The 19402-nt window shown below is 68.4% G+C and carries 18 protein-coding genes and 2 pseudogenes; 13 read left to right on the plus strand and 7 right to left on the minus strand.

All coding sequences use genetic code 11. The features are described 5' to 3' along the window. Positions 1–119: 119 nt before the first annotated feature. Positions 120–3137, minus strand: a complete 3018-nt coding sequence (locus K2Z83_RS18535; RefSeq protein WP_220596680.1) for a response regulator — start codon at positions 3135–3137, stop codon at positions 120–122. Positions 3138–3346: 209 nt separating this feature from the next. Between K2Z83_RS18535 and K2Z83_RS18540 the strand changes: the two genes are divergently transcribed. Next, entirely contained in the window at positions 3347–4585 is a 1239-nt protein-coding gene (locus K2Z83_RS18540; protein ID WP_220596681.1) for a polymer-forming cytoskeletal protein, read from the plus strand. A gap of 48 nt (positions 4586–4633) precedes the next feature. Here K2Z83_RS18540 and K2Z83_RS18545 read toward each other — a convergent pair whose 3' ends face one another. Further along, complete coding sequence (locus tag K2Z83_RS18545; protein ID WP_220596682.1) at positions 4634–4894, minus strand: hypothetical protein; 261 nt, start codon at positions 4892–4894, stop codon at positions 4634–4636. A 227-nt stretch (positions 4895–5121) separates the two neighbouring features. Here K2Z83_RS18545 and K2Z83_RS18550 point away from each other — a divergent pair, with 227 nt between their 5' ends. From K2Z83_RS18550 to K2Z83_RS18600, 12 genes are all read left to right on the plus strand, one after another. After that, positions 5122–6099: an NAD(P)-dependent alcohol dehydrogenase gene (locus tag K2Z83_RS18550; RefSeq protein WP_220596683.1), complete on the plus strand. Its 978-nt coding sequence runs from the start codon at positions 5122–5124 to the stop codon at positions 6097–6099. A gap of 30 nt (positions 6100–6129) precedes the next feature. Continuing rightward, positions 6130–6867 (plus strand): DUF4386 domain-containing protein, encoded by a 738-nt coding sequence (locus tag K2Z83_RS18555; protein WP_220596684.1) that lies wholly within the window; start codon positions 6130–6132, stop codon positions 6865–6867. Positions 6868–6880: 13 nt separating this feature from the next. After that, positions 6881–7009, plus strand: a complete 129-nt coding sequence (locus K2Z83_RS29195; protein ID WP_255604228.1) for a hypothetical protein — start codon at positions 6881–6883, stop codon at positions 7007–7009. A 126-nt stretch (positions 7010–7135) separates the two neighbouring features. Next, on the plus strand, positions 7136–8710 hold the full coding sequence (locus K2Z83_RS30030; protein WP_220596685.1) for a sensor histidine kinase: 1575 nt from the start codon (positions 7136–7138) through the stop codon (positions 8708–8710). Positions 8711–8747: 37 nt separating this feature from the next. Continuing rightward, positions 8748–9431 carry a response regulator transcription factor gene (locus tag K2Z83_RS18565; RefSeq protein WP_255604229.1) on the plus strand — a complete coding sequence of 228 codons (684 nt, stop codon included), beginning with the start codon at positions 8748–8750 and terminating at the stop codon, positions 9429–9431. A gap of 144 nt (positions 9432–9575) precedes the next feature. Continuing rightward, on the plus strand, positions 9576–9953 hold the full coding sequence (locus tag K2Z83_RS18570; RefSeq protein ID WP_220596686.1) for a hypothetical protein: 378 nt from the start codon (positions 9576–9578) through the stop codon (positions 9951–9953). Positions 9954–10026: 73 nt separating this feature from the next. Continuing rightward, positions 10027–10710, plus strand: coding sequence for a DUF4386 family protein (locus K2Z83_RS18575; RefSeq protein WP_220596687.1), 684 nt, complete (start codon positions 10027–10029; stop codon positions 10708–10710). Between the two features lie 36 nt (positions 10711–10746). Then, the gene (locus K2Z83_RS18580; protein WP_220596688.1) at positions 10747–11385 is read left to right on the plus strand and encodes a DUF3267 domain-containing protein; all 639 of its coding nucleotides are present in this window, start codon (positions 10747–10749) and stop codon (positions 11383–11385) included. Between the two features lie 81 nt (positions 11386–11466). Next, positions 11467–12363: an SDR family oxidoreductase gene (locus K2Z83_RS18585; RefSeq protein WP_220596689.1), complete on the plus strand. Its 897-nt coding sequence runs from the start codon at positions 11467–11469 to the stop codon at positions 12361–12363. Continuing rightward, positions 12360–13403 (plus strand): serine hydrolase, encoded by a 1044-nt coding sequence (locus K2Z83_RS18590; RefSeq protein WP_220596690.1) that lies wholly within the window; start codon positions 12360–12362, stop codon positions 13401–13403. Before K2Z83_RS18585 ends, K2Z83_RS18590 begins: the two co-directional genes overlap by 4 nt. Before the next feature lie 231 nt (positions 13404–13634). After that, positions 13635–14483, plus strand: a complete 849-nt coding sequence (locus K2Z83_RS18595; protein WP_220596691.1) for a site-specific integrase — start codon at positions 13635–13637, stop codon at positions 14481–14483. Continuing rightward, complete coding sequence (locus tag K2Z83_RS18600; RefSeq protein ID WP_220596692.1) at positions 14480–15739, plus strand: IS91 family transposase; 1260 nt, start codon at positions 14480–14482, stop codon at positions 15737–15739. The genes K2Z83_RS18595 and K2Z83_RS18600 overlap by 4 nt, the downstream gene beginning before the upstream one ends. A 90-nt stretch (positions 15740–15829) precedes the next feature. On the opposite strand, the pseudogene K2Z83_RS30035 reads toward K2Z83_RS18600, so the two are convergent. From K2Z83_RS30035 to K2Z83_RS18625, 5 genes and pseudogenes are all read right to left on the minus strand, one after another. After that, a pseudogene (locus K2Z83_RS30035) lies at positions 15830–16186 on the minus strand (helix-turn-helix domain-containing protein); the annotation flags it as partial. A gap of 244 nt (positions 16187–16430) precedes the next feature. After that, positions 16431–16616 (minus strand): annotated as a pseudogene (locus K2Z83_RS18610) (OST-HTH/LOTUS domain-containing protein); the annotation flags it as partial. A gap of 724 nt (positions 16617–17340) precedes the next feature. Continuing rightward, positions 17341–17676 (minus strand): EthD family reductase, encoded by a 336-nt coding sequence (locus K2Z83_RS18615; RefSeq protein ID WP_220596695.1) that lies wholly within the window; start codon positions 17674–17676, stop codon positions 17341–17343. 13 nt (positions 17677–17689) lie between these two features. Beyond that, on the minus strand, positions 17690–18517 hold the full coding sequence (locus K2Z83_RS18620) for a phosphoenolpyruvate hydrolase family protein (RefSeq protein ID WP_220596696.1): 828 nt from the start codon (positions 18515–18517) through the stop codon (positions 17690–17692). 156 nt (positions 18518–18673) lie between these two features. After that, on the minus strand, positions 18674–19402 hold a 729-nt coding region (locus K2Z83_RS18625), incomplete at its 5' end, for a Tm-1-like ATP-binding domain-containing protein (RefSeq protein ID WP_220596697.1).

Genomic DNA, 19402 nt, shown 5'->3' on the forward strand with positions numbered 1-19402 from the left:
GCGCGGGTTGGGGTGATGTGGTGGTCAATCACGCTCTGTGGGCTACCAAGACAGGTGCGGCGAGCACAAGCCAGCACCGATGGTCGGCGCTGCGGCCGGGAGCGCGCTGCGTGTAGCATCTACCCTTTGGCGAGCCGGTAGCCCACACCCCGCTCGGTGAGGATGTAGCACGGCTGCTTGGGGTCTGCCTCGATCTTCTGGCGCAGATGGGCGATGTGCACCCACAGGTAGTTGTTCTCCGCGCCGTAGGTCTCGCCCCAGACGGCCCTGAGGATCTGCGCGTGGGTCAGCACCTGGCCGGCGTGCTGGGCCATATACGCCAGGATGCCATACTCGGTCGGCGTCAGGCTGACTTCCTGCCCGGCGACGCTGACCTGGCGCTGGGCCAGATCTACCGTGAGGTGGTCGATCTGGATGAGCGAGATGCCGCCGGGCTCCATCTGGGGCTGGGCGCGGCGCAGCACCGCTTCCATACGCGCCAACAGCTCGCTCAGACGGAACGGTTTGGTCACATAGTCGTCGGCGCCGAGCTGGAGCCCGCGCACAATATCCTGCTCGGCTGAGCGCGCGGTGAGCATGATGATCGGCACGTTGGTCCACTCGCGCAGCTGCCGGCACAGCGCGAGCCCATCGACCCCCGGCAGCATCAGGTCGAGCAGCACCAGATCGGGCGGCTGCTGGGTGAGCGCGTCGAGCGCCCCCTGGGCCTCCACGACCGTCTGCACGGCGTAGCCCGCGTCGGCCAGGCTGCGGTCGAGCATCCGGCGCAGGGCGCGGTCGTCGTCCACCACCAGCACCCGCGTGGCGCCGTCGTGGCGCACGGCGACCTGCGGCTCCACAACCCGCGTCTCGGCCGGGAGCGTGAACCAGAGCTCGGCCCCGCCGCCGGGCGCGTCGGCGACCCCGATCTGCCCGCCGTGGGCCTCCACCAGGGCCTTGCAGATCGCCAGCCCGAGCCCGCTGCCGCTGCTCGCCACGCCAGCCTGCGCGATCTGGTAGAAGCGCTCGAAGACCCGCGCGCGCTCGCCCGGCGGGATGCCCGGCCCCTGGTCGCGCACGCTGAGACGCACTGCGCCATCCTCCGTGGATGCGCTCAGCGTGATCACGCCGCCCTCCGGCGAGAACTTGACCGCGTTGTCGAGCAGGTTATGCAGCACCTGCTCGACCCGGCGCAGGTCGGCGTTCACCGGCGGCAGCTCGGCCGGCAGATCGGCCTGGATGCGCAGCCCTTCGGCGCGCTCGCGCTGCTGGCGCAGCACCTGCTGGATGCGCGGCCCCAGGGCGACCGGCGTGCGCCGCAGCCGCAGGGCGCCGGCCTCAACCTGGGCGAGGCTGAGCAGGTTATCGATCAGCTCCTCGAGCCGGTCGCTCTGCGCATCGATGATCTGCAGAAACTCGTGGACCCGCCCAGGGTCGGCCTCGCCGCTCTGCAGCAGGGTCTCGGTGCAGCCCTTGATCGCCGTGAGCGGCGTGCGCAGCTCGTGGCTCACCAGGGCCACGAAGTCGGCCTTGAGCCGCTCGACCTCGCGCAGCTGGCGCAGGTCCTGAAACACCGCGACCGCCCCGGTCACCACGCCGCCGTCATCGCGCAGCGGGACACTCGTAGTCAGCACCGGCACGCGTGTGCCGTCGGGCGCGATGATCACCAGCTCGATGTTGTGGCGCTCCTGGCCATCGGCCAGCGTTGCCGCCAGAGGCAGCCGCTGGGGCGCGACCGGCTCACCGCCGGGGCGGAAGGCGCGGCCGACGAGCGGGTGCGCGCGCAGGGTCGCGTCTGGCGCCAGGTCACCGAGCAGCGCGTGCGCGCGGTGATTCACCAGCGCGAGCCGCCCCTCCGGCGCCTCGGCGACCACGAGGCCCGCCGGCGAGTGGTCGAAGATCGCCTGCAGCCGCTGGCGCCCGGTCGCGGCCTCGGCATAGAGCCGGGCATTATCGAGCACCAGCCCGACCTCGGCGGCCAGCGTGCCGTAGAAGGCGAGGTCGGCCGGGTCGAATGCGTTGGGCCGCTCGCCCATGAGCACCAGTGCGCCGAATGCCTGGGCGCGCCCGCGCAGCGGCAGGACGAGCCCGCTGCGCGCGCCGAGAAGCACCCCGGCGACGGCGGATGTCTCCAGCGAAAGGTTGGCCGCCTGTGTATCGCCGATCAGCACATCCTGCCCTTCGGCGACCGCCTGCACCAGCAGCTCCTCGGCGGGCGTGCGCGGAGTCTCCTCCAGGCCGGGGATGGAGCTCGGCGCGGCCCGGGCGATCCACACGCCATCTGCGGGCAGCCCGAGGGCGCGCGCGATCGTCAGCAAGATGTTCCGCGCGCGCTCACCGGGCTGCACACTGAGCGCCGAGGCCGAGGCGACGGCGTGCAGCACGGTGAGCTGGCGGTTCTGCCGCTCGGCAGCAGCGAGCTGGGCCGCGCGCTCGGCGGCGAGCTGGGTGACGCGGGCCTGCTCGCTTGCTAGCGCCCGCATCAGCCCGACCATGCGCCAGAAGGCGGCGAAGACGACCACCAGGGCGGCCAGCCCGAGGATGCCGAGGACGACGGAGATCAGCGTCTGGAGCGTGCGGGCCTGGCTCGCCTGAGCGCTGAGCTCGCCCTCGGTGACCTGAATCTGGGCCTGGATACGCTGGAGCTGGCCGCGAATCGCGTCGAAGCGCCGCTGGCTCTCGCCGACCGCGAGGTCGGCGGCGGCATCCGAGAGCCGGCCCTGCGCGACCAGGGCGACCTGACGGTCCAGGCTCTCGCGCTGCCAGGCCATAATCGCTCCCGTCAGCTCGGCGAGCGGGGCGGCGAGCGCCGGGTCGACCAGGACCCCTGACTCAATAAGCAGCTCCAGCTGGGCGGGCAGCGCCGTCGCCGCCGCATCATACTGCGCGCGGAAGTCCGGGCTCTGCGCGATGAGGTAGCCGCGCGCGTCGGCCTGCATCTGCTGCAGGCTGTTCTCGGTGTCGCTGAGCTGCACCGCCAGGGTCTGGGCGTGCTCCAGCTCGACTGCGATGGCCGTGTCGCGCAGGTCGACCAGCGGCGGGAGCACCACCAGGGCTAGCAGCACCAGCACGGTGAAGATGAGCAGGCCGAGCAGCAGGTTGCGCGCGCGCCCGCTCAGCGGAAGCGATAGCGCATGATGAGCAATCGATTGTTCCATGACCTGGTCGTCTCCTTGGGCTCACACGGCGGCGGCTGCGCCCGGCAGCGCCCGTCATGTGGGCCCGCCGATAGCCCCAGGGTCAGGGGCCTACAGGAAGTGTTACGGTCGGCTGGGTTCATTTTACGGCACTATTGCGGTTGGGCGGGCATGCTTGGCTGTGAGGAATGACGATAGATCGCATCGCCGATAGCGAGAAGGAGAACCATATGCGACTGATGTCCCGCCTGGCCCGCTGGCCGGTGCTGCTCACCGGGGTGCTGCTGGCGCTCCTGGCGGCCGCCCCGGCGCTTGCGGCCGAGGTCGCCGGCGGCGACAGCTACCGCCTGGAGGCCGGGGAGGTGATCGCCGACGACCTCTACGTGAGCGCGGCGGAGGTGATCATCGCCGGCACCGTCGAGGGCGACCTGATCGCGGCGGGCGCCTATATCGAGGTGAGTGGCCGCGTGACCGGCGACGCCACGCTTGCCGGCGCGGCGGTGGTGGTGAGCGGCACGATCGACGATGATCTGCGGGCCGCAGCGGCCGGGCTCGACGTGTCCGGCACGGTCGGCGACGACCTGCTGGCCGGCGGCGGCGGCGGGGGCTTCGCCGCGCCGTTCGTCGTCGCCGGGCGCAACGTCGTTCCGGGCGTGCGGATCGCCGACAGCGCACAGGTGGGCGGCGACGCGCTCCTGGCTGGCGGCCAGGGGACGATCGCCGGCACGATCGACGAGGACCTGCGGGCGGCGATGGGCGACCTGACCCTGGCGGCACAGGTTGGTGGCGATGCCCGGCTTGCCAGCGAGCGGATCGCCGTGCAGACGCCCGCCCAGATCGATGGGGTGCTGCGCTACACCAGCGCCGAGCCAATCAGCGCGCCCGACGGCGTCGCTGCCGATGTGGTGTATGTGGCGCCCCCGGCGGAGCCCGCGCCTGCGCCCGGCGAGCAGGCCCTCGCCTGGGCGCTGCGCACGCTGCTGGTGCTGCTGGGCTTCGCGCTGCTGGGCGGGCTGCTGCTGCGCGTCTGGCCGGCGGCGCTGCTCACCCCCGCCCGCGCGATCGCCGCCCGGCCCGGGCGGGCCAGCCTGTACGGCTCACTGGCGCTGATCTTCCTGATGGCCCTCCCGCTGCTCTCGGCCCTGCTGGTCTTCCTGATGGTGCTGTTCTGGGGCTGGTGGCCTGGGGTGGTGCTCGGGCTGGCCCTGTTCGGCATGCTCGGGCTGCTCTGGTTCCTCAGCCCGCTGATCACCGGCGCCTGGCTCGGGCGCTGGCTGGCCCGCGCCACCGGCCGCGCGCCGGACGCCTGGCTCGCCGCGCTTAGTGGCGTGCTGCTGCTGGCGCTGCTGATGCAGATCCCCTACCTGGGCTGGCTGGTTGCGCCGGTGAGCTTTGTGCTCGCCCTCGGCGGCCTGCTGCTCGCGCGCCGCACCCCGGATGCGCGGGCAGAGCCGGTCATGAACCGCTAAGCGGGCGGTGCGGCGCCGATAGGGGATGCTGCGGCCGGTGCCGCCGGCCTATGGCAACTGCTGTATCAGCAGCCGGGCCAGGCCCACCGCGAGCAGCGCGCCGACCGCCGCGGCGAGCACGCTCAGCGGGCAGAGCACATTGAGCGGGCCGGCCGCGAACGTCAGCGCCGCAGTCCCACCGAGCACGGCGCCCATCACCCCGCTGATCACGTACACCGCCAGCGTGCTGCGCGGCGGGTGCCGGCTCAGCCGGTCCGCCGCCCAGCCGATCAGCAGGCCGCAGAGGAGCCACCCCAGCAGATTCACCATGGCGCCCAGCCCTCCTCGCTGCCCGCGCTCCCGTGATGCGAGGCTACACGACACGCCGTAAGCCGACCGTAAGGGCGGTGCGGCCAGCCGTATGGTTCCCGCGAGAACGGGCTACGGCGGCAATCTTCAGGCGATGTTGCGGTTGCGGCAGGCGATCTTGCGGCAGGCTTACGGTTCCGCGCATACCTTCGTCGGTAGTCGAACACCCTGGAGAAGGAGGATGCCCGATGAAGGCGATGGTCTACCACCGCTATGGCCCCCCCGATGTCTTGACGTGTGCGGACGTGCCACAGCCGACCCCCGGCGACAACGAGGTGCTGGTCCGCGTGCACGCGGCGGGCGTGAATGCCGGGGACTGGCACCTGCTGCGCGGGTCGCCCTTTCTGGTCCGCCTGATGTTTGGGCTGCGCCGGCCAAAGCGGCCCATCATCGGCTCGGATGTCGCCGGGCAGATTGACGCGGTCGGCAGCAAGGTTACGCGGCTGAAACCCGGCGACGCCGTGTTCGGCGAGCTCTCCTCGTCGGGGTTTGGCGCCTTTGCCGAGTACGCATGTGCCAGGGAGGAGGCGCTGGTACGGAAGCCGGACAACCTGAGCTTTGCGGAGGCGGCCGGCGTGCCGCTGGCGGCGCTCACCGCCCTGCAGGGGCTGCGCGACGTCGGCCAGATCCAGCCCGGGCAAAAGGTGCTGGTCAACGGCGCCTCGGGCGGGGTGGGCAGCTTCGCCGTGCAGCTCGCCAGGTCCCTCGGGGCCGAGGTGACGGGCGTCTGCAGCACGAGCAAAGTGGACATGGTGCGCGCGCTCGGGCCAGACCATGTGATCGACTACACGCAGGAGGATGTGACCCGCAGCGGCCGCCAGTACGACCTGATCCTCGACGCCGCGGCCTATCGCCCATTTTCCGATTACCAGCGTGCGCTCACGCCCACGGGGACCTATGTCCTGGTTGGCGGCGCCACCAAACGGCTGTTGCAGGTGATGATCATGGGGGCGATGCGCTCCAAAAAAGGTGGGCAGCAGTTCAAAACCTTCATCCTGCAGTCAAAGCTCACCAACCTGCAGTTCATCAAGGAGCTGGTTGAGGCCGGCAAACTGAAGCCGGCCATCGACCGCTGCTACCCGCTCGAGGAGCTGCCAACCGCGCTGCGCCAGCTTGAGGCGGGTCAGGCCCGAGGCAAGGCCGTCATCGCGCTGGCGCACGGCTGAGGGGCACCTCATCTCTGAGGAGGAAACGCTATGACAGCCCGCACCAACGGGACATCGCCGCGGGTCTACGCCCGCATCGTCGGGGCGCTGTACCTGCTGATCTTCTTCGTCGGCCCCTTCGCCTTCTTTATGGGCCGGACCAGCGTCGTCGTGCCCGGCGATCCCGCCGCGACGGTCAATACCTTGCTGGCATCCGAGACCATGTTCCGACTCGGTATGGTCGCCGAAACCGTGATCGTGCTGGTGGAGATCGTGGTGAGCGCCCTGCTGTACGTGCTGTTCCGGCCGGTAAGCCGTCCGCTCGCGCTGGCGGCGGCGTTTGCCCGCTTCGCCCAATCCATCCTCCAGGCGGTCAACCTGATCACCGCGGTCCCCGCCCTGCTGCTCCTGGGCGGCGCCGGCTATGTGACCGTCTTCGCGCCGGAGCAGGTGAGCGCGCTGGTGCTCCTGTCCCTCGATGCCAACGCATTTGTGATCATCATCTGGGGGCTGCTCTTCGGGTTTCACCTGCTGCTCCTCGGCTACCTGGTCTACCGGTCGGGCTTTATGCCGCGTATCCTGGGCATCCTGCTGATCATCGGCGCGGTCGGCTACCTGGCCCAGAGCTACGGGCACATCCTGGTGCCGCAGTATGACGAGCTCCTCTCGACCGTGGTCATCGTGCTGTCGATCCCGGGGGAGCTGGCGTTTACGGTCTGGCTGCTCTGGAAGGGCGTGAATATCGAGCGGTGGGAGCAGCGTGCGCTCACACCTGCCGTCGCATCTTAAGGAGGAAAGCAACATGGAAGGACTTTGGTCGCCGCTGATGTGGGGGACGCCCGTTGGGCTGGGCATTTTCATCTTTCTCCTGGGCGTCGGGATGGGCGTCTTTTTCTGGGGCGTGAGCAAGATCTCTGGGAAGAAAGAGTAGCAGCAGGAACCGCGATCCCCACAGGTGCCAGCGCTCCACAGTTGGGCGCACCTGGCAGATGGCGCGGATCGCCGCCAGCACGTGCCGCCCACGCAGAATACCAGCCAGGGATCGACGCGAGGCGATGTGTTTGATATCACCAGCTTTACGCTTCAGGATATGACCCGCTGCGGCGCGGCGCTGCGCGGCCTGGGCGACGGCGCCGCGTCCATGGAGGCGACCGCCGATCGGATCGTCCGCTTCCTAGACGACCACCTGCGCGATAGCGCCGGCGCGAAGGCCTGCGCCCTGGCGCGCCTGTTCATCACCCGGCGCTACCGCGACCTCGACGCCGACCTGCAGCGCCACGCCCAGCGGCTGCTCGGCGCTATGCCCGAGGACACCGGGCTCCTGTGTCAGACCCTGCTGGCGACGGTCGGCGCGCAGCCCGGCTGGAACGACCGCCGCCGCTCCACCTACTACAAGACGCTGCCGCTCACCCCGGAGGTCATCGAGCAGAACCCGATGTATCTCCAGTTCGCTGAGACCTTCGGCGTCATCCTGGACCGCTCGGTCACGCCCGATCCCCAGCTCATCGCCGATCTGGAGCAGACGAGCTACAATGTCTTTCACGTGCCCGATGCCCTGGGCAGCCCGTATATCCCCGATCAGGAGCACTTCGTCATCCCCTGCGGCATCCGCTCGGTGCTCGGCTTCTTCGGCATGCTGCCCAGCGGCCAGATCTACTCGGTCGTCATCTTCACCCGCGTGGCGATCCCGCGCGCGATCGTGACCTACCTCAAGTCGCTGGCCTTCCACGTCAAGCTGGCGATCCTGCCGTTCGACGAGATCGCGGTCTTCGCCGACACCCCGATCGCCGCGCCGGACGACCAACGCCGGCAGATGGCCCAGCTGCGCTCGGAGGTCGGCGGGCTGCGCCAGCTGGTCGAGGTGCAGGAGCAGGTGGTGATCGAGCAGGCCCAGCACCTCTCGGCGCTGCTTGACGAGCGCCGCCGGCAGGCCGAGCAGCTCGCGGCGACGAATAGCGACCTGGAGCGCCAGATCGCCGAGAACGAGCGGCTGCGCCAGCAGGCCGCCGAGCGGGCGATTCTGGAAGAGCGCAACCGGCTGGCGCGCGATCTGCACGACTCGGTCACCCAGTCGCTCTACAGCCTGACCCTGTTTGCCGAGGCCAGCCAGCGCCTCCTGAGCGGCGGCAGCGGCGAGCGGGCGGCTGCCTATCTCGGCCGGATCGGCGAGACGGCGCAGCAGACCCTCAAGGAGATGCGGCTGCTGGTCTACGAGCTGCGCCCCCTGGCCCTCGAGCGCACTGGCCTGGTCGGGGCGCTCCAGCAGCGCCTGGAGGCGGTCGAGGGGCGCGCGGGCGTCGCGGCCAGGCTGCGGGTCGAGGGCGCGATCGCGCTGGCCCCCGCAGCCGAGGAGGGGCTCTATCACATCGCGCAGGAGGCGCTCAATAACGCGCTGAAGCACGCCCACGCGCAGACGGTCGAGATCCGACTTACCGCCACGGACGCGCATCTCCGCCTGACCGTGGAGGACGATGGGCAGGGCTTCAACCCACACCAAGAGCGCGGCGGCGGGATGGGCCTGGTGAGCATGCACGAGCGGGCCGCGGGCCTTGGCGCAACGCTTGACATCGCCTCGGTGCCGGGCACGGGGACGCAGGTGCGCCTGGAGCTACAGCACGCGCAGCAGGGGTGATCGCGGCCGGCACCGGCCGGCTGAGAGAGAGGTGGTGATGATGACCGCAGCGCCGATCCAGATCCTGATCGCCGACGACCACGCGGTCGTGCGCCAGGGGCTGCGCGCCCTGATCGAGACCGAGCCGGGGATGGAACTGGTGGGCGAGGCCCAGGACGGCCTGGAGGCCGCGGCTATGGCCCGCGCGCTTCAGCCCGATGTCATCCTGCTCGACATGGTCATGCCGCGCCAAGACGGCCTGGCGACGATCGCGCAGATCACGGCCGAGCGGCCCGACGCCCGCATCCTGGTGCTCACCAGCTTCGCCGACGACGAGCAGGTCTTCCCGGCGATCAAGGCCGGCGCGCTCGGCTACCTCCTCAAGGACTCCTCGCCCCAGCAGCTGCTCCAGGCGATCCGCGACGTCTTCCAGGGCGAGTCATCGCTGCACCCGACGATCGCGCGCAAGCTGGTCCAGGAGCTTAGCCGCCCCGCGGAGCGGCCCCTGGCCCAAGATCCGCTCACCGAGCGCGAGGTCGAGGTGTTGCGCCAGGTTGCCCAGGGACGCTCGAACCAGGAGATCGCCGACCACCTCATCCTGAGCGAGCGCACGGTGCGCACCCACGTCAGCAGCATCCTCGACAAGCTGCACCTGGCCAATCGCACCCAGGCCGCGCTCTACGCCCTGCGCACCGGCATCAGCGACCTGCAGCCCGAGGAGCCCCACCGTCATTTGTCGTAGCCGGGCCGCCATTTGACGCACGCGCGCCACTCGTCCAAGCGGCGTTTTGTTGTGCGCGGCGGGCGTCGTTGCGCCGATGCGCGGCGGGGGCGTGGCTGGTAGAGTGGCGGCAGGTCACGCAGCACGGTTTGGCAGAGGGGCAGGATGAGCAGGCAGCTACCAGCGCTGATCGCGGCAGAGTCGGGTGAGCTTCGCGCAGGGCTGCAGGCGCTGCTCGAGAGCATCCCAGGCATCGGCCCGGTCGCCCAGGCCCGCGATCGGCAGGCGCTCAGAGAGCTGCTTGCGCATGACGCGCCGCTGCTCTGCCTGGCGGACTACAGGCTCGCCGATGCCATCTACGGCCGCCCGCGGGCAATCGTGGTGGTGCTGGTCGAGCGGCAGGGCGAGCAGCAGCCGGCGCTGGCGGCCGGCGCCGCACGGGCCGTGATGAAGGGCACGCCGGCGGCGCAGCTGGTCGCGCTGATCGACGCGCTGCTCACCGGCGCCGGGGCGGAAGGGCGAGCAGGTGCGGAGGAGCCATAGACCCTTTCGCACCACTATGCATCCGTCCGAACCAGGTTTGCGGTAAGAGGCAGTACTACAAAGGAGGCACACGATGCGAGGAATTCAGAGGCCGGGCGGCATCGCCGCGCTGTACCAGGGGCTGGCCTACGTCGTCGGGATGATCGGGTTTCTGCTGGTGGTGAACGTGGGCGACGTGGCCGACCCGGCCCAGAAGGTGGCCCTGATCGGCGAGCACCAGGGCTTCCTGTCGCTCCTGCACCTGGTCGTCTACGTCTTCTGGGGCATCGCGATGGTCGTGCTGGCCCTGGCGGTCCACGAGCGGCTGCAGGGCGGCGCTCCGGCGCTGATGCAGGTGGCGAGCGCCTTCGGGCTGATCTGGGCTGGCCTGGTGCTGGCCAGCGGCATGATCTACAACGTTGGCATGCAGGCCGTGGTCGGGCTGGCCGGCACGGCGCCGGAGCAGGCCGCGCCGACCTGGCTGGCGATCGAGGCGGTCTTCAACGGGCTGGGCGGTGGGGTCGAGGTCGTCGGCGGGGTCTGGGTGCTGCTGCTGACCTGGGCGGCCCTGCGCGCGGGCGGCCTGCCGCGGGCGCTGAACCATTGGGGCCTGGGGGTTGGACTGGCGGGTCTCTGCACGGTCGTGCCGGCCATCAGCGAGGTCAGCGCGGCGGTGTTCGGGCTCAGCCAGATCGTCTGGTTCCTCTGGCTGGGGATTGTGCTGCTGCGCAGCCGCGCGCCCCATGCGGCCTACGAGCCGACGACCGCGGCGGCGTAGGGTCAATGCGAGTGGCTGAACAAGAGAGGCCAACTAATGACGATGCGCGACAATCGTTCACCGCACAAGTCCGGTATCCGCCTTTCAAGCCTTGACTTTCGCAACAACACCTGGCTGACCATCCTGAGCTACCTGTTACGGCTGATCGGCGCGGTGGTCTTCGGGGGGCTGTTCTTCCAGATCGTGCAGCGCCTGCGCCCCGATGAGGCGCTCACCCTGATGGCGCTCGTGTCGATCGGCATCGACGGCGTGCCGGCGATCGCCAGCATCATCCTGGTGGTCCTGGACGTGATCGGCGTGCTCGTGCTGCACGAGTGCATCCACGCCGCGGTCTTTGCCATCACCAGCGGGGCGCCACCACGCATCGGCATCCGCGGCGCGATGATCTTCGCGTCGGCCGAGGGCTACCTGACCAGCCGGAACGCGATGCTGGTGAACGCCATCGCGCCGTTCGCCGTGATCTCGGCCCTCGGCCTGCTGCTGCTGCCGGTCGTCCCGTCCGCCGCACTGGCCTGGATCTTCATCCCGACCGTGGTGAATGCCGCCGCCGCCGCGGGCGACGCTATGGCGGTCGCCTGGCTGGCGACGCTGCCCACGACCGCCACAATTGAGGATCACGGCGATGTGCTGGTGGCTTACTCCCGTAACCGCATCGTCCCGATGCATGAGTCCTGAGCATGTCTACGAAGAACAGTCCGATACATCGTTGCGGAAGAGCCGGGTATATTACCCGATACTGACAGCAAAGGGCCTGGCATGAAAACAGTACTGATCGCCGGGGCGACCGGCTACCTGGGGCGATATGCCGTCCACGCCTTCAAACACGCAGGCTACCGGGTACGGGTACTCGCCCGAAGCGAGCAAAAGCTGGCGCTACCGGGTGCGGGCCTGGCCCCGGCCATCAGCGACTGCATCGACGAGATCCATATCGGTGATGTGACCCAGCCGGAGACGCTCCGTGGGATCACCAATGGGATCGATGTCGTGTTCTCGTCGATTAGCATGATGGGGGCGAAAAGCAAGCACACCTGGCATGACGTCGATTACCTGGGCAATCTCACTATCTTGAACGAGGCGCGGAAGACCGACGTCGCGAAGTTTGTGTTTATCTCGGTGTTCAACGCCGCCAAGCTGATGCATGTCCCCATGGTCAAAGCGCACGAAGATTTCGCGGCGGATCTGGCGGCCTCCGGCCTGGCGTACACAGTGATTCGCCCGACGGGCTACTTCTCCGACATGGGCGCATTGCTTCAGATGGCGCAATCCGGGCGCGTCTATCTGCTGGGCGACGGCACGCTCCGGATCAATCCGATCCACGGGGCCGATCTGGCCCGGGTGAGCGTAGATGCGGTAACGATGGGGGCCTCCGACATCGACGTGGGCGGGCCGGAGGTTCACGCGTGGGATGACATCGCAGCGATCGCGTGTGCCGCAGCCGGCCAGCCACCGAAGGTCACGCGCATTCCGCTGCCACTGGCGCGCGCCGGGGTCGGTCTGCTGCGACCATTCAAGCGTCGCATGGCCCAGCTGCTGGATTTCTTCGTCTCCTCGGCGGCGCTGGAGAGCGTGGCACCGCAGGCGGGCACACGACGGCTAGCCGACCACTACGACCAGCTACTGGCAAATCGACCGCTGGAGGCAGTGGCACCATGAGCGGTATCGACCAGCAGCTACAGCGTCTGATCGAGAGCGAGAGCCGAAGGCCGCACACTCACGGCGTGTTCCTCGGCGTGCAGTCCGCCGATGGGCGGGTGAACTTCCGGGGGGCGGCGGGGGATGCGGCGCCGGATTGTCCCTACTTCATCGCCAGCGTCACCAAGATGTACACCGTCGCCGTGCTGATGGGCCTCGCCGACGAGCGTCGGCTCGACCTCGACGCGCCGATCGCCGCCCACCTGCCGCATGATCTGCTCGACGGAATCCATGTCCACAAGGGCACGGACCACAGCCGCCGGCTCACGGTCGCCCAGCTGATCCACCAGACCTCCGGCCTGCCGGACTACTTTGAGGGCGGCTTCGCCGAGGACTTCAAGCAGAACCGCGACCGCGCCTACAGCGTGGCCGACGCGCTGGCGCTCGCCCGCCGGAAGCCGCCGGCGGCCGCGCCGGACAGCGGCAGATCCCACTACTCCGACACCAACTACCAGCTCCTTGGCGCGATCGTCGAGGCTGTCACCGACCAGCCGCTGGCGAACGCCTTCCAGCATCGCATCTTCGACCAGCTTGGCCTGGCGGATACGTACCTGTATGACTGCGCCCACCCGCGGCCGGTCGAGCCGCTGCCGCTTTACTACAAGAGTACACAGCTGTCGCTGCCGCTGGCGCTCAGCTCCGAGCGTGGCACCGGCGGGATCGTCTCGACCCTGGCGGACAGCCTGCGCTTCCTCCGGGCATACTTCGACGGCGAGCTGTTCGACCCCGCCCACTTCGCGCGCATGCATGACTGGAACGCGCTGTTCTTCCCCATGCAGTACGGCTACGGCCTGATGCGCTTCAAGCTCCCGAGCTGGATGACCCTGTTTCGGGAAACGCCGGAGTTGATCGGGCACTCCGGGTCGACGGGGTCGTTCGCATTCTATGCCCCGCGCGAGCAGGTGTATCTGGCCGGGACGTTCAACCAGTTTGACAAGCCGTCACGACCGTTCAATGTGATGCTGAGGGTCGTTGCGATAACATCACGTACGGCCTCATAATCGTATCTTCAGCCAAAGCGTCTCGGATAGTTTACCGATTGAAGAACATGAGCGAATTTATAAAGTATCAAGAATGCGCGTTGAACGAAGCGCTTCGCGCAGCGAGTCCCTACCCCTCAGCTACCTGCTTTCCTGACAGCTTGCTGCCTCCTGCTACCCGTGTGACGATACCTCCTGGTGGCGTGTCGCTTCTCACCAGGAGGTATCATCGTGACTCCCTTACGGCAGCGGATGCTCGAGGACATGCAGCTGCGGGGCATGGCGCCCTCAACCCAAGAGGCCTACCTGCGCTACGTCCGGCAACTGGCGGAGTTCACCGGCAAGTCCCCGGACCAGACCACTGACGAGGATTTTCGCCAGTTCTTTCTCGCGCTCCACAAGGTCCGTGGCCTCTCCCGCTCTTCGGCTACCGTCGCCATTGCGGCCTTCAAGTTCTTCTTCGAGATTACGCTCCAGCGTCCCTGGCCCCGCCTCGACCTGTTTCGTCCCCGCCCCACCCAGACTTTGCCCGTTGTACTCAGTGTCGATGAGGTCTGGCGTATTCTCGACCACATCTACCGGCCGACCTACTACGCCTGCCTGGCGACCATCTACACCTGCGGCTTGCGCATCAGCGAAGGCGTCAACCTTCAGGTCTCCTGGATCGATAGCGCACGCATGCAGCTCCAGATCCGCGGCGGCAAGGGCCTCAAGGACCGCTACATTCCCCTTCCCCTGCGCACGCTCACCCTGCTCCGCCGCCAGTGGCGCACCCATCGCAACCCGGTCTGGCTCTTTCCGGCCGGGCCTCGCGCTGGCATGCAGCACCACACCGCCACGGCCCCCATCAGCCCCTGTGGGGTCCGTGAAGCGTTCCGCGATGCGCTCAACGACGCAGGGGTGAGCAAGAACGCCACGGTCCACACGCTGCGCCATTCCTGGGCCACCCACCTCTTGGAGGCCGGCGTCAACTTACGGGTCATCCAACTCTGGCTCGGCCATCGCTCGCCTTCGACTACGGCGATCTATACCCACCTCACCCGCAAGGCAGAAGAACTGGCCAGCGGTGTGCTTGACACCCTCTCGGAAGGTATGCAGTGACCACGCTCGGCGAGATCTTTCGCCGCTATGGGCCAGCCTACCGCGCGCGCTATAGCTCGACCCTTTCCGAGCGCCAGCTCCAGGCGATGCAGGCCATCGCCCAGTGTCGCACCGAAGCCCTCGGCGGCCACGTCTACCGCTGTCCGGCCTGCCAGACCACCCGCTACAGCTACCACTCCTGCCGTAACCGCCACTGTCCGACCTGCCAGCAGGACGCCTCCGAGGCCTGGCTCGCCGCGCAGCAGGCTCTGCTGCTGCCCGTGCCCTACTTCCTGGTCACCTTCACCGTGCCGGCCGAGCTGCGGGCTGCCGCGCGCCAGCATCCCGAGGCGATCTACCCGCTCCTGTTTCACGCCGCATCGGCCGCACTGCAGCAACTCGCGCATGATCCGCGCTTCCTCGGCGGGCAGATCGGCATGCTCGGGGTCTTGCAGACCTGGACCCGCGACCTGCGCTACCACCCCCACGTCCACTTCCTCGTGCCGGCCCTGGCCCTCTCGCCTGGTGGCAAGCGCTGGCTGATCGGCAAACGCGACTTCCTCGTTCACGTCAAGCCCCTCGGCCAGCTCTTTCGCGCCAAGTTCCGTTCGGGGTTGGCGAAAACGCCGTGGATGCGCGAGGTGAACGCTCGTGCCTGGAAGCAGTCCTGGGTCGTGGACTGCCGGCCCGTTGGCAGCGGGGCGACGGCCTTGACGTACCTGGCCCCCTACATCTTCCGCATCGCCTTGAGCAACAACCGCATCGAGCGGGTCTCCAATGAGGCGGTGACCTTTCGCTACACCGACGGCAAGACCGGCGAGAAGAAACGAACCACCTTGCCAGTCGACGCCTTCATCAGCCGCTTTCTGGCCCACGTGCTGCCCAAGGGTTTCGTGAAGGTGCGCTCCTACGGGCTGCTCTGCCCGGGCAAGCGGCAGTTGCTCACGGAGGTGCGCAGCATGCTGATGCTGCAACAGGCTGCGGTGGAGCCGCCAGTACATGCGGTAGCTCCACCGCCGGAACGAGCAGCGCCAGATGTTCGCTGTTGTCCGTCGTGCGGGCAGGCGATGCAGCTGGTCAAGACGCTTCCGCCGCAGCGGCACCGTGAGCAAGCGCCACAGCCAGCTCCCCTGGCAACCAGTCGTGGCCCTCCACTCCAGCGTGTGTGTGTCCTGAGCTGGTACCAGCCGACCAGGTGTGCTGAGCATACCTGGCTGGTGGCGTGCGCCGTCGTTGTCGTCTCCGCCTGGCTCATGGTCGTGGGTGGTTTGGTATGAGTTACCGAGCCATCCACAGTCGCTACGCTCAGGGCATATCCCGCTGATTTTGGCGGGCTACGTGCGCTGGGGAGCGACGTCAGAGGCGGGCTACGTACGCTGGGGAGCGACGTCAGAGGCAAGCGCTAAGCTGAGCCGGGGCACGGACGGGAGCAAATTCCAAGTGAGCGGAGCGCGAAGGCTTCGTTCAACGAGGATTGATGGCGCGGCTTCGCGCGCCATAATCCTTAGATCGTTCTCGGCTTTCCTACGCCAAAAGCATGTTCTTCGCACTGCCACAGCGTTGTGGCGCTCATCTGGTTGGTAAGGTTCGATCATCCTACGGTACGCGCTGCGTATCACGCCGCCGTTACAGAGTGCTGCTAGCGTATCAAAGTCGATCCCCTGAGTTTCCCCTTTCTCAATACGACGCAGCGTGAGCGGCGTCACCCCTGCTGCCTCTGCGGCCTCTAGCTGTGTAACTACACGGCCAAGTTTTGTCCCAAGCTCAAATGGTGGATCCGCATGGTCCTACGAAAAACCTAATTATCGCTGAACATGTTGCCAGCAACAACACTGCGCACGGTGAGGGTGTGGCAGAGCTTTGCTTTCCCACAAAAAAACTGATGGTGCTGCGGCGCGGCTACGCCGCGCCGCAGCACCATCAGTGCAGCATGTGCCTGATGGGCACAAAGTATCGCTGAACATAGGCTTACTGTTTCGCGCGGACGTAGAGGATCTCCGTCGGTGAGCCGGCCACCTCGCGATCATCAAGCTCGAAGAGATCGGGGTGGGCCCGCACGAGGTCGCTCAGCTTCCGATAGCCAAAGTTGCGCGCATCGAAGTCTGAGCGGAGCTTGGTGAGGTGGCTGCCGAGCATGCCGAGGTGCGCCCAGCCCTGCTCATCGCTTGACTGTTCGAGTGCCTAGCGGAAGAGCACGGTCGGAAATTCGGCTACGGGCAGGCTGCTCTGGGCGCTGACAGGTGGAGCAAGCGCTGATGTGTCCGGGGCTGAGGCGGGCTACCTCGGCGAGCAGGCCCTCGATCACCGCCGCGCCGCGCCGCTGCCGTCCGCCGATCCAGGCCGGCGAGCAGCGCGATGTCCTGCCGCGCCGCGGCCGCACCCTCACAGGCGCTGCGCCAGACGCAGTAGGCGCAGTGGCGGGCAAACGCGATCGCCGGCTCGGCGTCGGGCTGGAGATCGGCGGCCTGGCGCAGCTGGCGCTCCAGCCCGGCCAGGGGCTCGCCCTGCCGCAGGACCGCGGCGGGCCGCCCGGCGGCATCCGCCCCCAGCCAGAGCTCGCCCTCCGGCGTGTGGCCCTGCGCCGGCGCGAGCAGCCAAGGGTGATCGGATGCGGCATGGGAACGGAGACACTCCTCCTGTGCAGACCCACGTCTCTTGTGGCGAGGTGTCACGCACCTCACGCAGCGCCGATCTCACCGCCGACAATACTCTGGAGCGTTGCGGTAAGCGATTCCGTTTGTGGACGCGGACGGCGACGGGGCATGCGACAACGCGGGCACCGGCAGCCAGTCCCGGCGCGGCCGCCCGTAGCGGTAGAATCAAGCGCCGGCCGGCCAGCCCTCAATTAGGGGCTGGCCGGCCGGCGCTTCGTGTCTTATCAGGCCTTCGCCTCCAGCTGCACCGGGTAGATCACCTGCTCCGCATCGAACATGAACGCCGCCCCGCCGGTGGCAAAGTTCGGCACGTCGGCCACCGCCGCCTGGCCCTCCGGCGAGGCCAGGATGGCCTCGGCGGAGGCGCGGCTCTCGGCGTAGAGCGCGACGATCATGTAGTAGGGCGGCTGCTCGCCCGGCGTCGTCGCCTCGCACTTCCCGATCGTCCAGCCCGTCCAGCCCTGCATCTTCCGCGCGAGCGGGATGTGGACCTCGTCGTAGTAGCGGTCAAACGCCTCCGGGTCGGCCGGGTGGCCGTAGAGGACCGTGAGCTTCACCATCTGGCTCTCCCTCCTATGCGCCGCGCGTGATCTGCTTGAACCGCTTCGCGTTCTCGGTGATGGCTACCTCGGTTGGCAGCCGCTCCATGCTCGACGCGCCGAAGAAGCCGACCACGCCCCGCGTGCGCGCCAGCACATACTGCGCGTCGTCGGGCTCGGCGATCGGCCCGCCGTGGCAGAGCACCAGGATGTCCGGGTTCACCGCCTTCGCCGCGTCGTGCATGGCCTGGATCAGCGGCACGCAGTCGTCGAGGGTCAGGGCGGTCTGCGCGCCGATGCTGCCCTTGGTCGTCAGGCCCATGTGCGGCACCAGCACATCGGCGCCGGCCTGGGCCATCGCCGTCGCATCCTCGGGGCTGAACACATAGGGGCACGTGAGCATGCCCTCCTCATGGGCGACGCGGATCATCTCCACCTCCAGCCCGTAGCCCATGCCGGTCTCCTCCAGGTTCTGGCGGAACGTGCCGTCGATCAGGCCGACGGTGGGGAAGTTCTGCACTCCGCTGAACCCCTGCTCTCTCAGCTGGCGGATGAAGGGCCGCATCAGGCGGAAGGGGTCGGTGCCGCAGACCCCGGCGAGCACGGGGGTGTGCCTGACGATCGGCAGCACCTCGTAGCCCATCTCGACGACGATCGCGTTCGCGTCGCCGTAGGGCATCAGCCCGGCCAGCGAGCCGCGCCCGGCCATGCGGTAGCGCCCCGAGTTGTAGATGATGATCAGGTCGACCCCGCCGGCCTCGGCGCACTTGGCCGAGAGCCCGGTGCCGGCCCCGGCCCCGATGATCGCGCCGCCGTCGGCCACGGTCTTCCGCAGCTGGGCGAGCGCCTCTGCGCGTTCCATATTCTTACCTCCTGTCATACGGTTGCATCCTGCTAGGGGCGCGGGGGCGGCTGCGCCGCCCCCGCAGCTTATATGTGTTGGTTCTGGGCGGCTGTGCCGCCCAGAACCAACACATATAAGGTCTGGAGCTCTGCTCCAGGGCAATGGTTCACGGCATCATGCCGTGAGCATCTGGTGCAGGCGCTCCGCCATCGCCTCGGCGAAGCGCGGGTCGTTGATCTCCATATCCAGCTCGTGCAGCTCGACGTTCGGGCCGAGGCTGGCCTTCAGCGCGCCGATCAGCGCCGCGTCGGCCTCCGGGTCGTAGAAGGGCTGGCCCTCAGCCGCGATCATCGACACGCCGCGCAGCGGCACGAACAGCGCCGTCGGGCCTTTGGCCGCGCTCAGCTTCTGGGCGATGATCGCGCCCAGCTGCGCGCACTCCTCGGGCGTGGTCCGCATCAGGGTCACGGTGGCGTTATGCACGTAGAGGTTGCGCTCGCGGAACTGCGCCGGCACGGTCTCCTTCGGCCCGAAGTTGACCATGTCCAGCGCGCCGAGCGAGACGACCTGGGGGATGGGCTTGGCCCCGGCGGCGTCGAGCCGCTGCGGCCCGGCGCCAAGCACCCCGCCGACCAGCTCGTCGGCCCACTCGGTGGTGGTGATGTCGAGCGAGCCGACGATGAAGCCCGCGCTGATCAGCGCCTCCATCGAGCGGCCGCCCGCGCCGGTGGCGTGGAAGACCAGCACCTCGTAGCCATGGCGCTCCAGCCACTCGCGGGCCGAGGTGACGCAGGGCGTGGTGACGCCGAACATCGTCGCGGTGATCAGCGGCTTGTGCTCCTCGGCCGGCTGGAAGGACTCGTAGGCCCGGGCCATGCCGGTGATCGCGCCGGCGGCGTTCGA

The sequence above is a fragment of the Oscillochloris sp. ZM17-4 genome (genome assembly GCF_019599295.1).
In the GTDB taxonomy this organism is placed as follows: domain Bacteria; phylum Chloroflexota; class Chloroflexia; order Chloroflexales; family Chloroflexaceae; genus Oscillochloris.